The sequence below is a fragment of the Nocardioides dubius genome, from assembly GCF_039528155.1.
Lineage (GTDB): Bacteria > Actinomycetota > Actinomycetes > Propionibacteriales > Nocardioidaceae > Nocardioides > Nocardioides dubius.
Genome location: NZ_BAAALG010000010.1, coordinates 114,054 through 137,140, shown reverse-complemented (window position 1 = coordinate 137,140; position 23,087 = coordinate 114,054). Strand labels below are relative to the sequence as shown.

Sequence of the window (23,087 nt, the reverse complement as noted above, 5' to 3'; positions counted from 1 at the left end):
GTCATGGAAGAAAGAAGAAGGAACAAGCCCGAGGCGCTGCGAAGCAGCCGCCGAGGGACCAGGCGCGAGCCGAGGCGCTGCGAAGCAGCCGCCGAGGGACCAGGCGCGAGCCGAGGCGCTGCGAAGCAGCCGCCAAGGCACCAGGCGCGAGGGGCCAGGCCAGGCGCCAGCCCGAGGCGCTGCGAAGCAGCCGCCGAGGCACCAGCTCAGCTGGACGGGGTCTCCCCCGTGACCACGAAGACCACCCGGTTCGCGATCGAGACCGCGTGGTCCGCGATCCGCTCGTAGTAGCGGCCCAGCAGGGCCAGGTCCACCGCCGGCTCGACACCGTGCGGCCAGTCGTTGCTCAACAGCTCACGGAACGAGACCCGGCGCAGCCGGTCCATCTCCTCGTCGTCCTCGGCCAGCGCCTTCGCGGCGTCCACGTCGCGGCTCTCGATCAGCGCGGCCACCTGGCCGACCATGTCGATCGCGACCGCCGACATCTGCTCGATGGTCGGCACCATGTCCGGCGGCACCGCCACGCCGGGGACCCGCAGCCGGGCCACCTTGGCCACGTGCACGGACAGGTCGCCCATCCGCTCGAGCTCGCCCACCATCCGCAACGCGGCGACGATGGTGCGCAGGTCGCCGGCCACCGGCTGCTGCAGGGAGAGCAGGGAGAACGCGTTGTCCTCGATCTCCTCACGCTGCCGGTCGATCGACGCATCCGCGCTGATCACCTGCTCGGCGATCTCGCCGTCGCCGGTGAGCAGAGCCTGGGTCGCTCGACCGACGGCGACCTCGACCTCACGGGCGATGGTCCCGAGCTGGCCGAAGATCGAGTCGAGCTGGTCGTAGTAAGCCTCACGCATGAGCGCGACGCTAGCGAGACCAGATGGACGGCAGGTGACCTGAAATGAACGGGTGGTGAACAGTCGGCATTGCGCCCCCTGGGTGGCAAACGCCCGGTGAAAGTCTGCGTACGATCTAACCGTGACCATGCCCGAACTCGCGCTCATGGGCGTGCTGAGTGCCCTCTTCCTGGGCGGCGTCGTCGCGGCGTTCCTGATCAGCGAGCGCCAGCAGAAGCGAATCCCGCCGACGCCCGAGCCGGCCGTGCCGGCCGGGGTGGGTGCCGTGCTCTCCGTGCTGCGCGCCTCCGCCGTCGTCGTCGATGACGCCGACGTGGTGTTGAAGGCGAGCGCGCCGGCCTACGCGATGGGCATCGTCCGTGGCACGACGGTCGCGGTCGACGAGCTGATGGAGACGATCCGCAGCGTGCGCCGCGACGGCCAGATCCGGCAGACCGAGCTGGTGCTGCCGCGCTCGGGGACGACGCCGCCGCGGCACGTGACCGCCCGGGTCGCCCCGCTCGGCACCCGCCAGGTGCTGGCCCTGGTGGAGGACCGCACCCGCGAGCGCCGGGTCGAGGCGATCCGGCGCGACTTCGTGGCCAACGTGAGTCACGAGCTGAAGACCCCGATCGGCGCGATCCGGCTGCTCGCCGAGGCCGTACAGGACGCCTCCGACGATCCGGAGGCCGTGGAGCGCTTCGCCGGCCGGATGATCACCGAGAGCGAGCGGCTGACCCGGCTGGTCCAGCAGATCATCGAGCTCTCCCGGTTGCAGTCCGACGACCCGAACGACGGCCACGAGACGATCTCGCTCGACGACGCGGTGGCGGTGGCGATCGACGCGGTGGCGATCGACGCCCAGGCCCGCGGGCTGCGGGTGGTCGCCTCCGGCGAGCACGGGCTGAAGGTGCTCGGCAATCGTGAGCAGGTGACGGTCGCGATCGGCAACCTGGTCGCCAACGCGGTCAACTACTCCCCCGACAACTCTGCGGTGCTGGTGACCGTGCGCGCGGTCGACGACACCGCGGAGATCGCCGTCACTGACCAGGGCATCGGGATCCCGGCCGACGAGCTGGAGCGGATCTTCGAGCGCTTCTACCGTGTCGACCCGGCCCGGCACCGCTCCACCGGCGGCACCGGCCTGGGGTTGTCGATCGTCAAGCACGTGGCCGCCACCCATGGTGGCGACATCCGGGTCTGGTCGATCGAGGGCCAGGGCTCGACCTTCACGCTCTCGCTGCCGCGAGTGCTCGATGAGAACATGGTTTCCGCAAGCCCGAACAAGGAGGACGCCCCGTGACTCGGGTGCTGGTTGTTGAGGACGAAGAGAGCTACAGCGACGCGCTCGCCTACCTGCTGCGCAAGGAGGGCTTCGAGGTCGCGGTGGCCAACACCGGTCCCGACGCACTGACGGAGTTCGACCGCTCCGGCGCCGACATCGTCCTGCTCGACCTGATGCTGCCGGGCCTGCCCGGCACCGAGGTGTGCCGGCAGATCCGGCAGACCTCCAGCGTGCCGGTGATCATGGTGAGCGCCAAGGACGACGAGGTCGACAAGGTGGTGGGCCTCGAGCTCGGCGCCGACGACTACGTCACCAAGCCGTACTCGCCGCGCGAGCTGGTCGCCCGGATCCGCGCGGTGCTGCGTCGTGGCGGCTTCGAGGACACCCCGGAGGAGGGGGCCCTGGAGGCCGGGCCGGTGCGGATGGACGTCGAGCGGCATGTGGTCACCGTGGACGGCGTCGAGCAGCGGCTGCCGCTCAAGGAGTTCGAGCTGCTGGAGATGTTCCTGCGCAATCCCGGCCGGGTGCTCACCCGCGGTCAGCTGATCGATCGGGTCTGGGGCTCGGACTACGTGGGCGACACCAAGACCCTCGACGTCCACGTGAAGCGGCTGCGCGCGAAGCTGGAGCCGGACCCGGCGACGCCGAAGTTCCTGGTCACCGTGCGCGGGCTGGGCTACAAGCTGGACCTGTAGGCAGGACGGACGCCCTCTGGCACACTCGGAGGGTGTTCCCACCTTCCCCAGCAGTCACACCCGTCACAGCAACCGCGCGGGCGAGCCGCCGTCTGCGCCGCGTGCTCGGTGCCGGAGCACTGTCGACGGCGCTGCTGACGACGGGAGCGTTGGGCCTGCCCGCCGGCGCCGCAGCACCCAGCGCGTCGGCGCCCAATGCATCAGCGCCCGGTGTCGCGGCGAGGAAGAGCACGCCGCACCTGCAGCTGACCCGGTGGAGCACGCCCAAGACCCTGAGCACCGGCCGGCTCCGCGGCACCGCGTTCGTCGACGGCACGCTCCGCCTGACCAAGCCCGTGGGCAGCACCGTCGTCCGCGACCCGTTCGGCAAGGCCGCGCCCACCCGCTACGACTACGGCAGCTGGACCTCGCCGTGGCGCAAGACCGGGTTCGCCGCCCAGAGCCTGGTGCCGAGCTGGTCGGCGCGCGCCCCGCGCGGCACCCTGCTCCGGATCTCGGTGCGGGTCGCCAGCGGCACCACCGTCGGCTCCTGGGACACCGTGGCCGACTGGGACTTCGCGATCACCGGCGTCAACCGGTACTCCGGTGACGCCCAGCGCGACGACCTGGCCCGACTCGCCACCGACACCGTCCTGGCCAATGCCGGGCGCAGCTTCGACCGCTGGCAGGTGCGCGTGCACCTGATGCGCAAGAGCGGCACCAAGGTCACCCCACGGCTCCGCTCGGTGAGCGGAATCGCGGCCGACTACACGACGAAGAGCCAGCCCACCAGCGCGACCACGATGAGCGGCAACGCCTCGCTCCCGCTGACGCCGCTCTCCCAGATGACCCACGCCGGCCACTACCCGCAGTGGGGTGGCGGCGGTGAGGCCTGGTGCTCGCCCACCTCGGTCTCGATGGTGATGCAGCACCTGGGCCTGGGCCCCACCGCCAAGCAGCTCGCCTGGACCCACCGCGGCGACGGCCGCGTCGACCATGCGGCCCGGCACAGCTACGACTTCCGCTACCGCGGCACCGGCAACTGGGCCTTCAGCGCCGCCTACGCCGGTGCCTACGGCGCCGACGCGTACGTCACCCGGCTGGCCGACCTGCGTGCCGCCGAGGCGAAGATCCGCGCCGGGATCCCCGTCGTCGTCTCGATCCGGTTCGCCCGCGGCCAGCTGAGCGGAGCGCCGATCTCGTCGACCAACGGTCACCTGCTGGTGATCTCCGGATTCACCAGCACCGGCAGGGTGATCGTGCACGACCCCGCCGGCGCCACCAACGCCGCGGTCCGGCGCACCTACGACCGGGCCCAGTTCGAGCGGGCCTGGCTGGGCGGCTCGGGCGGCATCGCCTACCTGATCACCCGGTAGCGGTGAGCGGCGTCAGCCCTCGAGCCAGCCGCGGAACGCCTCGAGGTTCGCGGTCGACTCGCCGCGGGAGGTGCGCCACTCCCACTCCTTGCGGATCGAGGTCGCGAACCCCAGCTCCAGCAGGGTGTTGAACGACTCGTCGGCCGTGGACAGCACGGTGCCGAGCAGCGTGTCGAGCTCAGCGGGCGTGGTCATCGAGAGCGGCAGCCGCGCATCGAGGTAGATGTCGCCGTGCTCGTCGAGGGCGAACGCCACGGCGTAGAGCCGCATGTTCTTCTCCAGCAGCCAACGGTGCACGACCGCGTGGTTCTCGTCGGGGTTGCGGCAGACGAAGGCGTGCACGCCGAGCGCATGCGGCCCGGCGTCCACCCGCACGGGGGTCTGCAGCTTCTTCTCCCCCGGCAGCGCGAAGGAGAGGACGCCGGGGCGCTCCTCGTCGAACTCGATCTCGTTCTCCGCGAGCCAGGTGCGGATCGCCTCGGCGGCAGCCGTCCGCTCCGCACTCCACGCGTCGTCGCGGAAGTCACTGTCAACCAACGCCGGCCTCCCGCCGCATCATCTCTGCTGCCTGGGCGTAGACCGCCAGCGTGCACTCGGCGGTGCGCTCCCAGGAGAACTCGCGCGCCTGCAGCAGCGCACCGTCGGCGAGGCGGGCACGCAACGCCTCGTCGTCCAGGATCCGCTTGATGGTGCTCGCCCAGTCACCGGGCTCGTGGGTGTCGACCAGCAGACCGGAGTAGCCGTCGCGCACCACGGTGGTCAGGCCGCCGACGGCGGCGGCGACCACGGGCGTCCCGGTGGCCTGGGCCTCGACCGCGACCAGACCGAAGGACTCGTTGTACGACGGCACCGCCACCAGGGTCGCGGCCGCACACCACTCCGCGAGCACGGACTGGGAGACCGGCGGCACGAACCGGACGACGTCGGCGATGCCGAGGTCGCGGGCCAGGTCGGCGAGCGCGGTGGGGTGCTCCAGCCCGCTGCCCGACGGGCCGCCCACCACCGGGACCACCAGCCGTGAGCGCAGCTGCGGGTCACGTGCCAGCAGCACGGCGACCGCACGCAGCAGCACGTCGGGGGCCTTGAGCGGCTGGATCCGGCCGGCGAAGAGCAGGACGTGCGCATCGGCTGCCAGCCCGAGCCGGCGCCGGGCATCGGCCTGCGGCGAGGGCCGGAAGACGTCGAGGTCGACGCCGGGGTGCACCACCTCGACCCGGCTCGGGTCCGCGTCGTAGAGGTTGATCAGCTGCTTGGCCTCGAGGTCGGTGTTCGCGATCAGGGCGTCCGCCGCGGCGACCACCTGCTCCTCGCCGAGCACCCGCGCCGCCGGCTCCGGGCTGTCGCCCTCCGCCAGCGCATCGTTCTTCACCTTGGCCATCGTGTGCATCGAGTGGATCAGCGGCACGCCCCAGCGGTCCCGGGCCAGGGCCCCGACCTGGCCCGAGAGCCAGTAGTGCGAGTGCACGGCGCTGTAGTGGCCGGCATCGTGCGCGGCCTCCGCGCGCAGCACCTCGCGGGCGAAGGTGCACAGCTGGCCGGGGAGCTCGCTCTTGCTCAACCCCTCGAAGGGCCCGGCGGAGACGTGCCGGACCAGGATGTTCTCGCCCACCTCGACCAGCGGCGCGAGCCGGGAGGCGGTCGCCCGGGTGAAGATGTCGACGCCGATGCCGCGGGCCGCGATCCGCTTCGCGAGCTCGATCACGTACACGTTCATCCCACCGGCGTCACCCGTTCCGGGTTGGTCGAGCGGGGAGGTGTGCAGGCTGATCATCGCCACTCTGTCCGTCATCTCTTCACCTCCTGTGGCACCACGATCCGCAACCAGCCGAGGTGGCCAAGTATTCCGCGCCGAGGTCTGGGCCCCGCTCAGCGGGCATGCGCCCCCGCGCTGCGGCGCCCAGGACGCGGCCGGGCCGCCAGCATCACCGCGAGCAGCAGGCAGGCGGCGCCGACCCCGAGATGGACCGGGTCGTCGGCGAGCGCATCGATGAGCACGCCGTAGACCGCGGCACCGAGGCCGCCCGCGCCCAACGCCACCACCACCCGCAGCCACAGCGGCGCCTGCGGGACCAGGAGGGCGCCGCCCGCCATCGCCGCGACCAGCAACAGCGCGAGCCCGACGCCCGAGACCCAGCCCGGTGCGCCGAGGGCCTCCGCCAGCAACAGCCCGCCGCCGAGCCCGCCCGCAGCGATGGTGATGGTCCGCATCCTCGTCCCTCCCACTGGTCTGAACCACCCAGTGTGCCGTCTCCGGCGCTGCCCGGCCACCGGTTGCGGTCACCCGTCCGGGGCCCCTGCCACAATGGCGCCATGAGCCCTTCCAGCCCTCGCGTCGCCGTGGTCACCGGAGCTTCGAGCGGGATCGGCCGCGCCACCGCGCGCGCCCTCGCCCGGGACGGGTACCGGGTCGTCGTGGCCGCTCGACGCGCGGACCGGATCGCCGAGCTGGCCGCCGAGATCGACGGCGTCGCCGTGGCCTGCGACATCACCGACCCCACCGCCGTCGCACAGTTGGCAGCGGCGGCCGGACCGGAGGTGCACGTGCTGGTCAACAACGCCGGAGGCGCCTTCGGCCTCGACCCGATCGCCGACGCCGACCCGGCCCAGTGGCGCGCGATGTACGAGGTGAACGTGCTGGGGCTGCTGCACGTCACCCAGGCCCTGCTGCCCGCACTGCGCGCCAGCGGCGACGGCCTGGTGGTCAACATCGGCTCGACCGCCGGCCGGGTCGCCTACGAGGGCGGTGCCGGCTACACCGCGGCCAAGCACGGCACGAAGGTGGTCACCGAGACCCTGCGTCTGGAGCTGTGCGGCGAGCCGATCCGGATCACGGAGATCGCCCCCGGCATGGTGGCCACCGAGGAGTTCTCCAGCGTGCGCTTCGGCGGCGACCAGGCCAAGGCCGACGCGGTCTACGCCGGGGTCGCCGAGCCGTTGGTCGCCGAGGACATCGCGCAGGCGATCTCCTGGGTGGCGAGCCGTCCCTCGCACGTCAACGTCGACGAGCTGGTGATCCGCCCGCGCGCCCAGGCGGCACAGCACAAGGTGCACCGCACCGGCTAGCCACCATCGGCCCGCAGGTCCGGTTACTCACTGGTCCGTAACGTGGGCAGGTCCCTGCCCGAACACCCGAAGAGATGGCAGACTGGCACAGGTGAAGACGATCGGACTCATCGGTGGCATGAGCTGGGAATCCAGCGCCGTCTACTACCGCGACCTGAACCTCGGGACCGAGAGCCGCCTGGGTGGGTTGAACTCCGCCAAGCTGGCCCTGGCGTCGGTGAACTTCGCCGAGGTCACCGACCTCCAAGCAGAGGAGCGCTGGGACGACGTCGCAGTGATCCTCTCCGACGCCGCGCAAGCCGTCGAGCGCGCCGGCGCCGACTTCCTGATGCTCTGCACGACGACCTTCCATCGGGTCGCCGAGCAGGTCCAGGAGGCGATCGACATCCCGGTGCTGCACCTGGCTGACGTCGTCGCCGAGGCCTGCAAGGAGCACCGCCTGGAGTCGGTCGCGCTGATCGGCACCACCTTCGCGATGTCGCGCACCTTCTTCACCGACCGGATCGCCTCGCACGGCCTCAACGTGGTGGTGCCCGACGCCGCCGATCACGAGTGGCTGAACACGATCATCTACGAGGAGCTCGTGCACGGGAAGGTGCTGGACTCCTCGCGTCGCAAGGTGGTCAAGCTGATCGAGGACCTCTGGGACGCGGGCGCCGGCGGCGTCATCCTGGGCTGCACCGAGCTCGAGCTGCTGGTCAAGCAGGCCGACGTCGAGGTGCCGATCTTCCCGTGCACCACGCTGCACGTGCAGGCAGCGCTCGACACCGCGCTGGCCTGACTCCCTCCGACCGACCACACGGTCGGCTCACCGGCGTCAGCCGACGACGGAGGTGCTGGTCTCCAGCATCTTCTGCGACGCGACGGCCAACGGTGAGCTGACCGTGCACACGGCAGTGAACTCCCCCGCCTCATCGCCCCAGAGCTCGGGGTAGAACTCCGCGACCGCGACCAGGCCCTCGGCCGCATCGGCACCGGCCACCTCACGGAAGTAGGCGTCGCACTCGGCGTCGAAGAGCGTGAACGCCTCGTTGCGCAACGCCACGTACTTCTCCGCGCCGCCGGTGACGGCGTCACGCCCCGGCAACTGACCGGCCGCCACCGCGGTGGTCGCGGTCAGGGTCAGCAGCTGCTCGCGGGTATGCGGCTGATCGCAGGCCACCGTCACCAGGTCGGCGTCCAGGCACAGCCGCGCGGTCGGGTCCAGCTCCGCGCTGCGGAAGTCGGCGGCCGCGATCGTGTCCGGCTCGTCCTGCTCGAAGATGCAGAGCACCTCACGGGCACCGGCCTGCCACGCGGCGTAGCTCACCGGCGTCCAGGTCAGGCGACGCCCGCCGGCGAACGCCGGGGTCGGGATCAGGTCGAGCGGGCTCGCCTCGGCTGCGGCGACCAGCGCCGGGTCATCGTCGCGACAGGCAGCGGCGATCTGCGAGCGCAACGCCGGGTAGCCCTCTCCGGTCGGGTCGACCAGCTCGCGGTAGGTGGTCGACGCCAGCTCGTCGGTCAGCGCCACCACGCTGAGCACCTCGATCCCGTGCGGCTCGGCGCAGTCGACCGGCTCGGTCAGGGCCGGCAGCGCGGCCAGCGCGTCGGTCTCCAGGGTGTCGAGCTCACCGACCAGCACCAACGCGTCGTCGGCACTGATCCGCGCGCCCGACCAGCAGGTGCCGGCCGTCGGCGTCGGCTGCTCCGTGGTCGATCCTGAGCCGGACGGCGCCGGCGCAGGCGCGCCCTGCTCGCCGTCGGCGGTGCCCGAGCAGCCGACGAACAGCGCACCACACGCCAGCACGGCAGTGCCCACGATCGAGGTGCGCCAAGCCATCGGCCCTCCAGCATTTCCGCTCGGATGAATGGGTGCCCCGGCTACCCTAGACCGCATGGCTGAGCGGGACGGGCTGCGACGCAGCGCACTGGGCCGGACCGCACGCCTGGCGAGCATTCCGGTCGGCTTCGCCGGGCGCACCACGATCGGCGTCGGCAAGCGCCTGGTCGGACGTCCCGCGGCCGCCGTGCTGACCGAGGTGCAGATGCGCACGGCCGACCAGATCTTCCGGGTGCTCGGCGAGCTCAAGGGCGGCGCGATGAAGTTCGGCCAGGCGCTGAGCATCTTCGAGTCGGCACTCCCCGACGAGCTGATCGGCCCGTACCGCGCGACGCTGGTGAAGCTGCAGGACGCCGCTCCCCCGATGCCGGTGCGCCTGCTGCACCAGGTGTTGCGCGAGGAGTGGGGCGAGCAGTGGCGCGAGCGCTTCGCCTCCTTCGACGACGCGCCGGTCGCGTCGGCGTCGATCGGGCAGGTGCACCGCGCGGTGTGGGCGGACGGCCGCGAGGTCGCCGTCAAGGTGCAGTACCCGGGTGCCGGCGCCGCGCTGCGCTCCGACATCAAGCAGCTCAGCCGGCTGGCCCGCGCCTTCACCGTGATCGCCCCCGGCCTGGACATCAAGCCGTTGCTGGCCGAGATCGAGGCCCGCGTCGTCGAGGAGCTCGACTACTCGCTGGAGGCCGCGGCCCAGCAGGTCTTCGCGACCGAGTTCGCCGACGACCCCGACTTCGTCGTCCCCGCCGTCGTCGATCACACCGAGCGGATCCTGGTCACCACCTGGATGGAGAGCGTCTCCTCGCTGGCCCAGGTGATCACCGACGGCAGCACGGAGCAGCGCGACCACTACGGCGCCCACTACGCGCGGTTCCTGGTCAGCGGCCCGTCGCGCACCGGACTGCTCCATGCCGACCCTCATCCCGGCAACTTCCGGGTGCTCGCCGACGGCCGGCTCGGCGTCGTCGACTTCGGTGCCGTCGCCCGGCTGCCCGACGGGCTTCCCCGGCCGATGGGCGAGCTGCTGCGCCGTGCCGTGGACGACGACTGGGCCGCCGTCCATGCCGGGCTGCGCGAGGAGGGGTTCCTGCTGCCCAAGGTGGAGTTCTCCCCCGAGGCGATCGCCGACTACCTCGGCCCGTTCCTCGACTCCGCCCGCGAGCCCGAGTTCACCTTCGACCGGGCCTGGCTGCGCAGCCAGGCGACCCGCGTGGCGACGCCGACGCCGGAGAACCTCGCCACCGCCTTCAAGCTCAACCTGCCGCCGCACTACATGCTGATCCACCGGGTCTGGGTGGGCGGCCTCGGCGTGCTGTGCCAGTTGGAGGCGACGGTGCCCTTCCGGCGGTTCCTCGAGGAGTACCTGCCCGGGTTCGCCGACCCCGGCGACGCCTGAGGCAAAGGCCGCCGAATGTCCACTTTCGTGGACTTCACCGGGGTGTGACCTGCTTCATACCGTCTTCGTGTTGCCCCCGTCACACGAAGGAGAACCCCATGAGCCGCCTCAAGTTCGGAACGTTCCTCGCCCCGATCCACCAGCCCGGGCAGAACCCGACGCTGCTGCTGCAGCGCGACCTCGAGCTGGTCGAGCACCTCGAGCAGCTCGGCTACGACGAGGCCTGGTTCGGCGAGCACCACTCGGCCGGAGCGGAGATCTACGCCTCCCCCGAGATCATGATCGCCGCCGCCGGCGAGCGCACCAGCCGGATCAAGCTCGGCACCGGCGTCACCTCGGTGGCGTACCACAACCCGCTCTGGGCAGCGGAGCGGATGATCATGCTCGACCACCTCACCCGCGGCCGGGTGCTCTTCGGGCTCGGCCCCGGATCGCTGCCCACGGATGCAGCGATGCTCGGCCTCTCCCAGATCGACACCCGTGAGCTGCTGGCCGAGAACGCCGACATCATCATGCGCCTGCTGCGTGGCGAGACGGTCAGCGCGAAGACCCGCACCCACGAGCTCTTCGACGCGAAGATCCAGATGGCGCCCTACTCCGACCCGCTCTTCGACGTCGTGGTCGCCGCGATCGCGACGCCGACCGGCGCCCGCCTGGCCGGCAAGCACGGGATCGGCCTGCTCTCCATCGCGGCCACCCTGACCCCCGACGGGTTCAGCGCGCTCCAGCACCACTGGGGCATGCTCGAGGAGTTCGCGGCGCAGGCCGGCCGCAGCGACGAGGTGGACCGCTCCACGTGGCGCCTGGTCGGGCCCTTCCACATCGCCGAGACCAAGGAGCAGGCCTACCGCGACGTCGAGCACGGCATCGAGTACTGGTTCAACTACCTGCAGCACGTGGCGGCGTTCCCGCAGATGGACGTCCGCGGCACCAACAAGCAGGAGATGATCGACTTCATCAACACCTCGGGCATCGGCGTGATCGGCACCGCCGAGGAGGCCCGCGCCCAGGTGCAGCGGCTGATCGACCAGTCCGGAGGGTTCGGCACCCTGCTCCTGCAAGGACATGACTGGGCCAACCCGCAGGCGACCCGCCGCTCCTATGAGCTCTTCGCCCAGGACGTGATGCCCTGGTTCCAGGGCCAGGCGCAGCCGATGGTCGACGCCGCGGCCCGTGCCGAGGCCGTCCGCGAGGGCCAGGCCGACGAGCACCGCAAGGCGGTCGCGCACATGACCGAGAAGTACGAAGCCGAGCTGGCGAAGGCGTGAGGGCGATGGCGAAGATCGAGATCACCCACGACTTCCCGCACCCCGCCGACCACGTGTGGAGGTGGGTCGGGGATGCGGCAGGCGTCGCCGTCTGGATCCCCGCGATCGACTCCTCGCACCTGGAGGGCGACGTCCGGCACGTGGTCTTCACCGATGGCCAGCCGGCGCGGGAGCGGATCGTCGCGCACGACGACGCCGGCCGCACCTACTCCTACCAGTACCTGGACGGCCCCCTGCCGTTGGAGCACTACGTCTCGACCGTGGTCGTCGACCCCGTCGGCGACGACGGCAGTCAGGTCGTCTGGAGCGCGGAGTTCCGGGCCGCTTCGCCCGAGGTCGAGGCGGGGCTGGCCACGGCGATCAGCGAGATCTATGCCTCCTCGCTGGCCACCTTGGCAGAACGGTTGGGCTGAGCCATGAACCAGCTCTGCGCAACCCCGGCCACCCCGCCCCCAGCGGTGCTGCACGCGGCCGATCCGCACAGCGTCGGCACCGCCTTCCGCGACGCGCTGGGCCGCTTCTGCTCCGGCGTCGTGATCGTCACCGCGATCGACGACGGCGTCCCGGTCGGCATGACGGTCGGCTCCTTCACCTCGATCTCGCTCGACCCGCCGCTCGTCGGGTTCTTCGCCGGGCGCACGTCGAGCACCCTGCCCCAGCTCACCCGGGCCGGCCGGCTCTGCGTCAACGTGCTCGCGGAGTCGCAGGGCGAGCTCGCCCGTCAGTTCGCCCGCAGCGGCACCGATCGGTTCGCCGGCGTCGGGTGGACCGCTGGGACCAATGGAGCGCCCCGGCTCAGCGGCGCCCACGCCTGGATCGACGGCAGCCTGACCCTGGACCAGCCGATCGGCGACCACGACCTGGTGGTCTGCCGGGTGGAGGGTCTGACCGTTCCGGAGCACAACGAGCCGCTGGTCTTCCACCGCTCCGAGTTCCGCGGGCTGCGCGCGTCATGAGCGACGCGGCGCGCTTCACCGACGGCGTCTCCTGGGCCGACTTCGGCACCGTGGCGCTGGGCGACGACGCGGGTCTTCCACCGTGGTGCCTGATGGCGAGGACCGACGACCTCGGTGCCCTCGCCCTCCGCGCCCACGAGCTGGGCTGGCAAGTCGGACCCACCTCGACCGGCGGGCACGAGACCCGGCTCCGCCTGGACTCCCCCGGCGGGCTGACCCTGATCGGGTACAGCCCGCTGGCTCAGCCGTGAGCGCCTGCGCCGCCGACCTGGCGGCGCAGGACCGCGGTCGCCAGCTCCGACCGGTTGCGGTGCCCGGTGACCTCGAAGATCCTGCTCACGTACTTCTTCACCGACTGCTCCGACAACGACAGCACCTGGGCGATCTCGTGGTTGCTGAGGCCATCGCTGATCAGGTCGGCCACCTCGATCTGCCGCGGCGTCAGCCGGTCCAGCCGGTCGTCGGCCACGACCGCCTCGCCGGCCCGGATCAGCACGCTGCGGGCCCGCAGCTGGCGGGTCAGCACCCGGATCGCGGCGTAGTCGGACTCGTCCCACGAAAGCACCCGGTCGAACATCCCGACCAGGGCCTCGCCGTCGGCCAGCGGGAGGTGCAGCGCCGCCGCGGTCTCCATCCCGTTCGGGTTCAGGTAGTCGACGACGTAGGAGTGCTGCGGCATCGGCAGCCGAGCCAGCTGGTCCAGGGTGGTGAACCCGGTCCGGGTCAGCACCCGGCGGGCCTGCGGCGTGGCGAAGATGTCCTTCTCGTGCCATTCCTCCTGGTAGACGTCGAGCAGCGGCGCGGTGGCGCCGGTCAGCAGCGGTGCCGGGTCGGCGAAGATCTGCGGGTAGGTCGCGCCGTGGAAGAACGTCACGTCGCGCACTCCGAAGTGGGTGGAGATCGCCTCGGCCAGCAGCTCCTTGAAGGTCTGGCCCCCACCGCCGTCCTCACAGGCCTCGAGCACGGCGACGATCCCGAGCATCTGCTTGCGGGACAGGACGTCGTGCCATGCCGGAGCGGCCATGCCGCCAAAAGTAACCCAGGCCACAACCACGAAGCCATAGCGGAAAGGCGACTTCGATGACCGCCCCTGACCCCCTCCTCCACGCGCGCAGCCAGTCGCTGGGCGACATCCCGCGCCGATCGGCCGCTCGCTTCCCCGATCGGGTGGCGATCGTGCACCGCGACGTGCGGCTGACCTTCGCCGAGCTGGACGCCCGCATCGACGCAGCGGCCGCCGCGTTCCACGCAGCGGGGCTCCGCCCCGGTGACCGGCTCGCCCTGCTCTCCCACAACTGCTGGCAGTTCCCCGTCGTCGCCTTCGCCGCGGCGCGCCTCGGCGTCGTCCTGGTGCCGGTGAACTTCATGCTCACCAGTGCCGAGATCGCCTACATCCTCGACGACTGCACCGCCCGCGCGATCGTCGTCGAGGACGCGCTGCTGGACGTGGCGGAGGGCGCCCTGACCGCGACCCGGAACCGCGTGGAGATCCGGGCGGCGATCCCGCTCGCAGGGCAGCGCCGTCCGGGCTGGCGCGACCTCGACGCGTGGATCGCCGAGCCGGCACCGTCCGCGCCCCCGGTCACCGTCGGCGACGACGACCTGATCCGGATCATGTACACCTCCGGCACCGAGTCGCGCCCGAAGGGAGCGATGCACTCGAGCCGCAGCCTGATGTGGCAGTACCTGAGCTGCATCGTCACCGGCGGCATGTCCGCCGACGACGTGGAGGTGCACGCGATGCCGCTCTACCACTGCGCCCAGCTCGACAACTTCCTGAGCACCGACCTGATGCTCGGCGCCACCAGCATCATCCTCGACCGGCCCGCCCCCGAGGCGCTCCAGGCCGCGGTGCGCGACTGGCGCGCCACCAAGCTGTTCTGCCCGCCCACGGTCTGGATCGCCCTGCTGGGCGCGGACGGCTTCGCCGCGGAGGATCTGCGCACGCTGCGCAAGGGCTACTACGGAGCCTCCGCTCTGCCGCCGGAGCTGATCCGGCAGATGACCACCGCGCTGCCGGACCTGCGCCTGTGGAACTTCTACGGCCAGACCGAGATGGCCTCGCTCGCCACCGCGCTGGGGCCGGAGGACCAGGCGGCGCGTCCCGGCTCAGCCGGCCGTCCGGCGCTCAACGTGGAGACCCGGATCGTGGACGACGAGGACCGCGAGCTGCCGGCCGGCGTCGTCGGCGAGATCGTGCACCGCAGCCCCCAGGCCACGTTGGGCTACCTGAACCAGCCGGCGAAGACCGCGGAGGCGTTCCGCGGCGGGTGGTTCCACTCCGGCGACCTCGGCTATCTGGACGACGACGGCTACCTGTGGGTCGTCGACCGCAAGAAGGACATGATCAAGACCGGCGGGGAGAACGTCGCCAGTCGCGAGGTGGAGGAGGTCCTCTTCGAGCTCGACGACGTCCTGGAGGCGGCGGTGATCGGGCTGCCCGACCCGCACTGGGTCGAGGTGGTCACTGCGGTGGTCGTCGCGCGGCCCGGCACCGAGGTGACCGAGGACCGGGTGCGCGAGCACTGCCGCACCCGCCTGGCCGGGTTCAAGGTGCCGAAGCAGGTGCACGTCGTCACCGCGCTTCCGAAGAACCCGAGCGGAAAGATCCTGAAGCGCGCACTGCGGGAGCGCTTCGAGGCAAATTCGGAGCAGGCGTCCCCTGCCACGTAGAATCGGTCGGCTCGTGTCCGCGGGCCGCCCTCGACGAAAGTGACTCATGTCCGAGAACCGCACCGCTCGATCCGACATCCGCAACGTTGCCATCGTTGCCCACGTCGACCACGGCAAGACCACCCTGGTCGACGCGATGCTGCTGCAGGGCGGCGCCTACTCGGAACACCAGGCTGAAGGCGTGGCCGAGCGCGTCATGGACTCCGGCGACCTCGAACGCGAGAAGGGCATCACCATTCTCGCGAAGAACACCGCCATCCACTACAACGGTGCGCACGCGCCCGAGGGTGGCATGACGATCAACATCATCGACACCCCCGGCCACGCCGACTTCGGTGGCGAGGTCGAGCGCGGTCTGTCCATGGTGGACGGCATCGTGCTGCTCGTCGACGCCTCCGAGGGCCCGCTGCCGCAGACCCGCTTCGTGCTGGGCAAGGCGCTCAAGGCCAAGATGCCGGTCATCCTGGTGCTCAACAAGGTCGACCGTCCCGACGCCCGGATCACCGAGGTCGTCGACGAGGCCTACGAGCTCTTCATGGACCTGCTCGGCGACGATGACGTCGACGGTCTCGACTTCCCCGTCGTCTACGCCTCGGGCAAGGCCGGCCGCGCGTCGCTCAACGCTCCCGAGAACGGCACCCTGCCGGACTCGGCGGACCTGGAGCCGCTGTTCGAGACCATCCTGAACACCATCCCGGCCCCTCAGTACGACGAGGGCGCCCCGCTGCAGGCCCACGTCACCAACCTCGACGCCTCGCCGTTCCTCGGTCGTCTGGCGCTGCTCCGCATCCACCAGGGCACCCTGAAGAAGGGCCAGACCGTGGCCTGGATGCAGCGCAACGGCGACGTCAAGAACGTCCGGATCACCGAGCTGCTGATCACCGAGGGCCTCGACCGCAAGCCGGGCGAGTCCGCCGGCCCCGGCGACATCGTCGCCGTCGCGGGCATCCCGGAGATCATGATCGGCGAGACCCTCGCCGACGCCGAGAACCCGATCGCGCTGCCGCTGATCCACGTCGACGAGCCGGCCATCTCGATGACCATCGGCACCAACACCTCGCCGCTGGTCGGCAAGGTCAAGGGCTCCAAGGTCACCGCCCGCCTCGTCAAGGACCGCCTCGACGCCGAGCTCGTCGGCAACGTGTCGCTGCGCATCCTGCCGACCGAGCGTCCCGACGCCTGGGAGGTCCAGGGCCGTGGCGAGCTGGCGCTGGCCATCCTGGTCGAGCAGATGCGTCGTGAGGGCTTCGAGCTCACCGTCGGCAAGCCGCAGGTGGTCACCCGCGAGGTCAACGGCAAGATCCACGAGCCGATGGAGCGCCTGACCATCGACGCCCCCGAGGAGTACCTCGGCACGATCACCGAGCTGCTCGCCACCCGCAAGGGCCGCATGGAGACGATGAGCAACCACGGCACCGGCTGGATCCGGATGGAGTTCATCGTTCCGGCCCGTGGCCTGATCGGCTTCCGCACCGACTTCCTCACCGAGACCCGCGGCACCGGCATCGCGCACAGCATCTCCGAGGGCTACGCCCCGTGGGCCGGCGAGATCCGCTCGCGCAACAACGGCTCGCTGGTGGCCGACCGCAAGGGTGCCGCCACCGCCTACGCGATGACGTCGCTGCAGGAGCGCGGCATCATGTTCGTGGAGCCCACCACCGAGGTGTACGAGGGCATGATCGTCGGCGAGAACTCGCGCGCCGACGACATGGACGTCAACATCACCAAGGAGAAGCAGCAGACCAACATCCGCTCCGCCACCTCCGACAACTTCGAGAAGCTGATCCCGCCGAAGAAGCTGTCGCTGGAGCAGTGCCTGGAATTCTGCCGCGACGACGAGTGCGTCGAGGTCACCCCGGAGACCGTGCGCATCCGCAAGGTCGTCCTGGACGCCGGCGAGCGGGCCAAGACCGCCTCGCGTGCGCGCAAGGCGAACAAGGGCTGACGCCTCTCCCGTTCCATCGATAGCGGTACTTCACTGTCGCCTGGCGACAGCGGAGTACCGCTATCGCCATTTCGGCGTCGCACCCCCTAACGTGAGGACGCGAGCAGGTCCGTCGTCAACGGTTTCTTGGGAGGGCACATGGCAACGTCGACCTCGACCCCGGCTAGGAAGGCGTCGCCGGTCCGGGAGCTGACGGTACGGGCGGTGATCCTCGGTGGGCTGATCACCCTGGTCTTCACCGCCGCCAACGTCTATCTCGGCCTCAAGGTCGGGCTGACCTTCGCGACGTCGATCCCCGCCGCCGTCATCTCGATGACCGTGCTGCGCCGCTTCGCGGACCACTCGATCGTCGAGAACAACATCGTCCAGACCATCGCCTCGGCGGCAGGCACGCTGTCGGCGATCATCTTCGTGCTGCCCGGCCTGCTGATGATCGGGTGGTGGTCCGGCTTCCCCTACTGGACGACGGTCGCCGTCTGCGCGTTCGGCGGGATGCTCGGCGTCATGTACTCCATCCCGCTGCGCCGTGCGCTGGTCACCGGGTCGGACCTCCCCTATCCCGAAGGCGTCGCCGGCGCCGAGGTGCTCAAGGTCGGCGACTCGCACGAGTCTGCCGGCGACAACAAGGCCGGCCTCCGGGTGATCGTGTGGGGTGCAGTGGCCGCCGCCGGCTTCAGCCTGGTCGCGGCGCTCAAGGTGATCAGCAACGCGCTGTCCACAGCGTTCCGGGTCGGCTCCGGAGGCACGATGGTCGGCGCCAGCCTGTCGCTGGCGCTGATCGGCGTCGGCCACCTGGTGGGCGTCACCGTCGGGATCGCCATGATCGTGGGGCTGCTGATCTCCTTCGGCGTCCTGCTGCCGGTCCGGTCCTCCGGCGACTTCGGCGACGGCACACCCGTGGCGGACGTCGTCAACGCGGTCTTCGCCGACGACGTGCGCTTCGTCGGAGCCGGGGCGATCGCCGTCGCCGCGATCTGGACGCTGCTCAAGATCCTGGGCCCGATCATCTCCGGCATCCGTGCCGCCGCGGTGTCGGCCCGCACCCGCCGCGGCGGCGATCAGGTCGATCTCACCGAGCGGGACATCCCGATCAACCTGGTCGCGATCGTCGTGGCGATCTCGATGATCCCCATCGGGCTTCTCCTCTGGGGCTTCACCCGCGACACCGCGATCAGCGACCATGCGGGAACCCTGGTCCTGATCAGCGTCGCGTTCGTCCTGCTGATCGGCCTCGTCGTCGCTGCCGTGTGTGGCTACATGGCGGGGCTGATCGGGTCGTCGAACAGCCCCATCTCCGGTGTCGGGGTGCTGGTCGTGCTGGCTGCCGCCCTGCTCATCAAGGCGGTGCACGGCACCGGCAGCAACGCGGACGAGACCACCGCGCTGATCGCCTACACGCTCTTCACCACCGCCGTCGTCTTCGGCGTCGCCACCATCTCCAACGACAACCTGCAGGACCTCAAGACCGGCCAGCTCGTCGGCTCGACGCCGTGGAAGCAGCAGGTCGCCCTGATCATCGGCGTCGTCTTCGGCTCGCTCATCATCGCTCCTGTCCTGGAGCTGTTGAAGACGGCGTTCGGCTTCCAGGGCATGCCCGGCGCAGACGCCGACGCACTGGCCGCCCCGCAGGCCGCGCTGATCTCCTCCCTCGCCAAGGGCGTCTTCGGCGGCGACCTGGCCTGGAACCTGATCGGCCTCGGCGCGCTCATCGGCGTGGCCGTGGTGATCATCGACGAGCTGCTCGGCAAGACGTCAGGGCGCCTGCGGCTGCCCCCGTTGGCGGTCGGCATGGGCATGTACCTTCCGATCGCGCTCACCTTGGTGATCCCGATCGGCGCCTTCCTCGGTCTGGCCTACGACCGCTGGGCCGATCGCAGTGGTGGCGCCGAGCGCAAGAAGCGCTTCGGCATCCTGCTGGCGACGGGCCTGATCGTCGGTGAGAGCCTGTTCGGCGTCGCCTTCGCCGGCGTCGTCGCAGCCACCGGCGAGGAGTCTCCCCTCGGGATCGTCGGTGACGGGTTCGTGCACTGGGCCGAGGCCCTCGGCGTGGTCGCCTTCGTCCTGGTGGTCGCGGGGCTCTACCGGTTCACGCAGCGCACCGCGACGTCCGTCGAGGAGAGCCGCCGCGCCTAACCTCAGGCCTCGGCGGTCTCCTTGATCGCCGCCAGCGTCTCGCGCATGCCGGCCAGCATGACCTCGCCGTAGGCCTGGACGCCGCCGTAGAAGCCGTCGGCCAGCTCCTTCGAGAGCGGCGAGATGCCCTCGGCCGTGTCGCGGTGCTGGCGCAGCAGGGTGCCCGCGGACGTCGGCTCGAGGGCGAGCGACCAGGTCACCCAGTTCTCCTCGATCCGGAACGCGATCTCACGCTCGGCCTGGTACCGGACGATCTCGCCGTGCGTCACCCAGGCCAGGTCGCCGTCCCGGTTGCGGTTGGTGAACCGGGTGCCGACCTCGACCGCGCCCTCCGGCATCCGCACCGACTCGACCTGCGGGCTCCAGCGCGGCATCTGGGCCGGGTCGCTGATCAGCTGCCATACCGCTGCGGGCGGTGCGGCGATCTCGATCTCGGCGTGCAGGTCGGTCTCCATGGGGTGCTCCCTCTCGGTGCTGCGTCGAACGTCGTCTGGCATGGAACCTAGCGGCTCCCGTACGTGGTTGCCGGTGATTCGCGGCCAGGTTGCGCCTGCCGCGAGCCAGATTCGGGGTTGTGTCGGAGGTCGGGTGCACGGTGATTTCCATGTCGATCGGTCACTTCCTGGTACGAGAGGCGCAGGCCCTGCAGGCCCGCCTCTCGGCTGGTGGCTGCGGCCGGGACGCGACCGAGCTGATCGAGTTGATCGGAGCCCTGGAGGAGCTGAAGTCGGCCGCCTGCGGCACAGGCCGAGGCATCGGCGGTCTTCGACGAGGTGCGGCGCGAGGAGCGCGCACTCGCCGCCGTCCCCGTCGCGCGGCACGGCTCCGGAAACGCGCACGAGATCGCGCTGGCGCGCAAGGAGTCCCCGCACCGTGGCCGCACTCTGTTGGGGTTGGGCAAGGCGCTGATGGCGGAGATGCCGCACACGCTGGCGCGTCTGCGCGATGGCACGCTGAGCGAGTACCGGGCGCAGATCCTGGTCAAGGAGACGGCGTGCCTCTCCCGCGAGCACCGGATGTTCGTCGACGAGGAGCTGTGCGCCGACCGGGCTGCTCTGATGGGCCTCGGCAATCGGGCCCTGAACGCCAAGGTGCGCAGGCTCGCCGTCGAGATCGACCCGAGCGCAGTCGTCGAGCGGTCCCGCCGTGCCGAGGCGGATCGGCACGCATCCGTCCGGCCGGCTCCCGACACGATGGGCTACCTGACCTTCCTGATGCCGATTCCACAGGCCGTCGCCGCCTATGCGGCGGTCCGCGCCGCTGCGTTGGCGGCGCGCGCCGCGGGTGACTCGCGCAGCCTCGGCCAGTTGATGTGCGACCTCGCGCTGGCACGGCTGACCGGGTTGCCCGACACCGGGTCGCCGGAGCAGGCACCCGCCGTCCCGGTGACGTTGAACCTGACCATGGCTGCCTCGGCCCTCGCCGGCGGGCACGCCCCCGCCACGTTGACGGCGTCCGGCATCGGCGAGGAGGTGCTGCCCGCTGAGATCGCCCGGCTGCTGGCATCGCGGGCGATCTCGACCGGTGTCGGGGCCTGGTTCCGACGGCTGCACGTGGCCCCGCTCGGCGGGTTGGTCGCGATGTCGGCCAGGCAACGGTTCTTCCCACCCGTCATGGCGGAATTCCTGTCCATCCGGGGTGCCGGCATCTGCTCCACCCCCTACTGCAACGCCCCGATCCGGCATTACGACCACATCAGATCCTTCGCGGACGGCGGTTCCACCGACGTGATCAACGGGCAAGGCCTCTGCGAGGCCTGCAACTACGCCAAGCAGGTCAACCGCTGGCGACAACGCGTCACCAGCGACCCCGGCGACCGCCACGAGGTCGAGACCATCACCCTCACCGGCCACCGCTACATCTCACGCGTCCCCGAGCCACCAGGCTGGCGAGAACCCCGGTTCCGTGAGACCCACCCAGGGTTCTACGCACTCACCAGCTGACGTCGACGCATCAGGTCAGGCGGAGTGCAGGTAGGACAGCAGGGCACGGCGGACGACGTCATCGGGCGTTTCGCCGTCCCGGGCTGCACGTGCTGCGATCTCAGCGATGAGGTCGACAGGCACTGTCGGCAGGTCACTTCGGTGCGGATTGGGCTCACTCACGAGCTCGCCGAGCACGTAGCCACGTTCGGCTTCCTCAACCTCGCCCTGCACCTGGGCATCAGTGAGCCCAGGTACCGCATCGGTGATCTCCGCCTTCATCGCAGCCCTTCTCTCATCAGGTACTTCTTGCGCATCTTCATCGCGTGAATGACAACCTCGATCCCATCATCACCCCGAATGGTGACGACTTCCAGCGGTCGGCCGGCGTCATCCACAGGCCGCTTCGATAGCCTCTGCCCATGAGCGCAGCGCCGCCGGTCCGGGTCCTCGGCGTCGACGCCTGCAAGCGGGGCTGGGTGGCGATCAGCAACGACGGACGCGGCTACTTCGGCGCGACGATCCACGAGCTGATGACCGCAGCCGAGGCGGACGACCCCGTGAGCGTGGCCGCCGTCGACATGCCGATCGGGCTGCCGGTGGCGTCGGTTCGGGAGTCGGACGCCTTGGCCCGGCGGTTGATCGGCAGGCGCGCATCGTCGGTCTTCACCACCCCGGTGCGGGCTGCGATCAGCGCGGCCAGCCACGCGGAGGCGACCGCGATCAGCGTGCGGGCGACCGGCAAGGGCCTCAGCCAGCAGGCGTTCGCCCTGAGCCGGAAGATCCTGGAGATCGATGCGTGGGCACGCGCGGCGCGGTGCCGGGTGATCGAGGTGCATCCTGAGGTCTGCTTCGCGACGATGAACGGCGCGCCGCTGGCGCACGCGAAGTCCACCTGGGCAGGTGTCGAGGAGCGACGCCGTCTGCTCGCCCAGGCCGGCATCGCGGTGCCCAGCGACCTCGGCCGGGCCGGCGCGATGGCCGGCGTCGACGACGTCCTCGACGCTGCTGCTGCCTCCTGGACGGCCCGCCGACTCGCCGAGGGCACGGCGATCAGCCATCCCACCGTCCCCGAGGAGTTCGGCGACGGGCATCGTGCTGCGATCTGGGTGTGAGCCGACGTAACCCGCACCCTCAGTCGAGCGGCACCACCAGATCGGTCCGCCAGTCCTCGACCGGGGTGACGCTGGGGTCGGTCACGTAGATCTCGATGACGAAGGTGTGCTGGCCGACGTCGGGGTGCGCCGTGAACTCTGCCCACGCCTGGCCGAGGCCGTCGAAGCTGCCCAGGTGGCTCTTCACCAGGGCGTTGCCGGCCGGGAACGTGCTGCGCTCGACGCCGTCGGGCAGGTCGGCCGGGTCGAGCGCGGCGAGCGAGGGCACCAGGCCGGGAGGGGTCGGCGGCCCGGCGACCGGGAAGCCGATGATGAGGTCGAACGTGCCGGCGACGTCGCCGTGGTAGATCGCATAGCCCGGACCGACCGGCCCGAGACCGGCCAGGACACCGAACCCGGCGTCGAAGATGCCGGGCAGGTCGGCCAGGGTGACGCCCTCGTGCCGCAGCTCGGCAACCGGGACGTGTTCGGGCAGGGTGAGCACGGTCGGGGTCAGCAGCGGCCGCTCGGAGAGCACCAGCGGGACGTCGTCGTGGGTCATGCTCCATTGGACCTCACAGATCCGGCAAAGTCATCGCCCCGCCCCGACGGACCACGCCCACTCCCCCGACGGAAACCCTGAGTTCACCCTG

24 protein-coding genes are annotated in these 23,087 nt (G+C 70.7%); 15 read left to right on the top strand and 9 right to left on the bottom strand.

Annotated features, from left to right (window positions below):
- Nucleotides 1-206 precede the first annotated feature (206 nt).
- Nucleotides 207-854 carry a phosphate signaling complex protein PhoU gene (phoU, locus tag ABD151_RS12995; protein WP_343994996.1) on the bottom strand — a complete coding sequence of 216 codons (648 nt, stop codon included), beginning with the start codon at nt 852-854 and terminating at the stop codon, nt 207-209.
- A 127-nt stretch (nt 855-981) separates the two neighbouring features.
- Between phoU and ABD151_RS12990 the strand changes: the two genes are divergently transcribed.
- The 3 genes from ABD151_RS12990 to ABD151_RS12980 all read left to right on the top strand — a co-directional run bounded on the left by ABD151_RS12990 (nt 982) and on the right by ABD151_RS12980 (nt 4,168).
- Entirely contained in the window at nt 982-2,136 is a 1,155-nt protein-coding gene (locus ABD151_RS12990) for a sensor histidine kinase (protein WP_343995023.1), read from the top strand.
- Complete coding sequence (locus ABD151_RS12985; protein WP_343994994.1) at nt 2,133-2,813, top strand: response regulator; 681 nt, start codon at nt 2,133-2,135, stop codon at nt 2,811-2,813. The genes ABD151_RS12990 and ABD151_RS12985 overlap by 4 nt, the downstream gene beginning before the upstream one ends.
- 101 nt (nt 2,814-2,914) lie before the next feature.
- A complete protein-coding gene (locus ABD151_RS12980; protein WP_343994992.1) occupies nt 2,915-4,168 on the top strand; it encodes a C39 family peptidase in 1,254 nt (417 codons plus the stop codon).
- Nucleotides 4,169-4,180: 12 nt separating this feature from the next.
- Here the strand turns inward: ABD151_RS12980 and ABD151_RS12975 are convergent, their stop codons facing one another.
- From ABD151_RS12975 to ABD151_RS12965, 3 genes are all read right to left on the bottom strand, one after another.
- A complete protein-coding gene (locus tag ABD151_RS12975; protein ID WP_415629989.1) occupies nt 4,181-4,705 on the bottom strand; it encodes a type III secretion system chaperone family protein in 525 nt (174 codons plus the stop codon).
- The gene (gene mshA / locus ABD151_RS12970) at nt 4,698-5,957 is read right to left on the bottom strand and encodes a D-inositol-3-phosphate glycosyltransferase (protein ID WP_343994990.1); all 1,260 of its coding nucleotides are present in this window, start codon (nt 5,955-5,957) and stop codon (nt 4,698-4,700) included. Before mshA ends, ABD151_RS12975 begins: the two co-directional genes overlap by 8 nt.
- Nucleotides 5,958-6,034: 77 nt before the next feature.
- Nucleotides 6,035-6,376, bottom strand: coding sequence for a hypothetical protein (locus ABD151_RS12965; protein ID WP_343994989.1), 342 nt, complete (start codon nt 6,374-6,376; stop codon nt 6,035-6,037).
- A 102-nt stretch (nt 6,377-6,478) separates the two neighbouring features.
- On the opposite strand from ABD151_RS12965, the gene ABD151_RS12960 reads away from it, so the two are divergent.
- Complete coding sequence (locus tag ABD151_RS12960) at nt 6,479-7,231, top strand: SDR family NAD(P)-dependent oxidoreductase (RefSeq protein ID WP_343994987.1); 753 nt, start codon at nt 6,479-6,481, stop codon at nt 7,229-7,231.
- 91 nt (nt 7,232-7,322) lie between these two features.
- On the top strand, nt 7,323-8,012 hold the full coding sequence (locus ABD151_RS12955) for an aspartate/glutamate racemase family protein (RefSeq protein ID WP_343994985.1): 690 nt from the start codon (nt 7,323-7,325) through the stop codon (nt 8,010-8,012).
- Between the two features lie 36 nt (nt 8,013-8,048).
- On the opposite strand, the gene ABD151_RS12950 is transcribed toward ABD151_RS12955, so the two are convergent.
- Nucleotides 8,049-9,053, bottom strand: coding sequence for a hypothetical protein (locus tag ABD151_RS12950; RefSeq protein WP_343994983.1), 1,005 nt, complete (start codon nt 9,051-9,053; stop codon nt 8,049-8,051).
- A 55-nt stretch (nt 9,054-9,108) separates the two neighbouring features.
- Here ABD151_RS12950 and ABD151_RS12945 point away from each other — a divergent pair, with 55 nt between their 5' ends.
- The 5 genes from ABD151_RS12945 (at nt 9,109) to ABD151_RS12925 (ending at nt 12,918) form a co-directional block, all read left to right on the top strand.
- On the top strand, nt 9,109-10,443 hold the full coding sequence (locus tag ABD151_RS12945) for an ABC1 kinase family protein (protein ID WP_343994982.1): 1,335 nt from the start codon (nt 9,109-9,111) through the stop codon (nt 10,441-10,443).
- A 98-nt stretch (nt 10,444-10,541) separates the two neighbouring features.
- Nucleotides 10,542-11,711, top strand: coding sequence for an LLM class flavin-dependent oxidoreductase (locus tag ABD151_RS12940; RefSeq protein ID WP_343994980.1), 1,170 nt, complete (start codon nt 10,542-10,544; stop codon nt 11,709-11,711).
- 5 nt (nt 11,712-11,716) lie between these two features.
- On the top strand, nt 11,717-12,124 hold the full coding sequence (locus ABD151_RS12935) for an SRPBCC family protein (RefSeq protein WP_343994978.1): 408 nt from the start codon (nt 11,717-11,719) through the stop codon (nt 12,122-12,124).
- Nucleotides 12,125-12,127: 3 nt separating this feature from the next.
- Entirely contained in the window at nt 12,128-12,667 is a 540-nt protein-coding gene (locus ABD151_RS12930) for a flavin reductase family protein (protein WP_343994976.1), read from the top strand.
- Nucleotides 12,664-12,918: a hypothetical protein gene (locus tag ABD151_RS12925; RefSeq protein WP_343994974.1), complete on the top strand. Its 255-nt coding sequence runs from the start codon at nt 12,664-12,666 to the stop codon at nt 12,916-12,918. The genes ABD151_RS12930 and ABD151_RS12925 overlap by 4 nt, the downstream gene beginning before the upstream one ends.
- Here the strand turns inward: ABD151_RS12925 and ABD151_RS12920 are convergent.
- A complete protein-coding gene (locus ABD151_RS12920) occupies nt 12,909-13,691 on the bottom strand; it encodes a LuxR C-terminal-related transcriptional regulator (RefSeq protein ID WP_343994972.1) in 783 nt (260 codons plus the stop codon). The two genes, ABD151_RS12925 and ABD151_RS12920, sit on opposite strands and share 10 nt — an antisense overlap.
- Before the next feature lie 56 nt (nt 13,692-13,747).
- On the opposite strand from ABD151_RS12920, the gene ABD151_RS12915 reads away from it, so the two are divergent.
- The 3 genes from ABD151_RS12915 (at nt 13,748) to ABD151_RS12905 (ending at nt 19,418) form a co-directional block, all read left to right on the top strand.
- Nucleotides 13,748-15,340: a fatty acyl-CoA synthetase gene (locus ABD151_RS12915; protein WP_343994970.1), complete on the top strand. Its 1,593-nt coding sequence runs from the start codon at nt 13,748-13,750 to the stop codon at nt 15,338-15,340.
- Between the two features lie 46 nt (nt 15,341-15,386).
- Nucleotides 15,387-17,285, top strand: a complete 1,899-nt coding sequence (typA, locus tag ABD151_RS12910) for a translational GTPase TypA (RefSeq protein ID WP_343994968.1) — start codon at nt 15,387-15,389, stop codon at nt 17,283-17,285.
- A gap of 189 nt (nt 17,286-17,474) precedes the next feature.
- Complete coding sequence (locus ABD151_RS12905) at nt 17,475-19,418, top strand: OPT family oligopeptide transporter (protein ID WP_415629997.1); 1,944 nt, start codon at nt 17,475-17,477, stop codon at nt 19,416-19,418.
- A 2-nt stretch (nt 19,419-19,420) separates the two neighbouring features.
- Here the strand turns inward: ABD151_RS12905 and ABD151_RS12900 are convergent, their stop codons facing one another.
- Nucleotides 19,421-19,873 carry an SRPBCC family protein gene (locus ABD151_RS12900; RefSeq protein ID WP_343994964.1) on the bottom strand — a complete coding sequence of 151 codons (453 nt, stop codon included), beginning with the start codon at nt 19,871-19,873 and terminating at the stop codon, nt 19,421-19,423.
- A gap of 318 nt (nt 19,874-20,191) precedes the next feature.
- Here ABD151_RS12900 and ABD151_RS12895 point away from each other — a divergent pair, with 318 nt between their 5' ends.
- Nucleotides 20,192-21,361 carry an HNH endonuclease gene (locus ABD151_RS12895; protein ID WP_343994962.1) on the top strand — a complete coding sequence of 390 codons (1,170 nt, stop codon included), beginning with the start codon at nt 20,192-20,194 and terminating at the stop codon, nt 21,359-21,361.
- A gap of 15 nt (nt 21,362-21,376) precedes the next feature.
- Here the strand turns inward: ABD151_RS12895 and ABD151_RS12890 are convergent, their stop codons facing one another.
- Nucleotides 21,377-21,622, bottom strand: coding sequence for a hypothetical protein (locus tag ABD151_RS12890; RefSeq protein WP_343994960.1), 246 nt, complete (start codon nt 21,620-21,622; stop codon nt 21,377-21,379).
- 140 nt (nt 21,623-21,762) lie between these two features.
- On the opposite strand from ABD151_RS12890, the gene ABD151_RS12885 reads away from it, so the two are divergent.
- Nucleotides 21,763-22,455, top strand: a complete 693-nt coding sequence (locus tag ABD151_RS12885; RefSeq protein ID WP_343994958.1) for a DUF429 domain-containing protein — start codon at nt 21,763-21,765, stop codon at nt 22,453-22,455.
- Between the two features lie 19 nt (nt 22,456-22,474).
- Here ABD151_RS12885 and ABD151_RS12880 read toward each other — a convergent pair whose 3' ends face one another.
- Nucleotides 22,475-22,996 (bottom strand): GyrI-like domain-containing protein, encoded by a 522-nt coding sequence (locus ABD151_RS12880; protein ID WP_343994956.1) that lies wholly within the window; start codon nt 22,994-22,996, stop codon nt 22,475-22,477.
- Between the last annotated feature and the right edge of the window lie 91 nt (nt 22,997-23,087).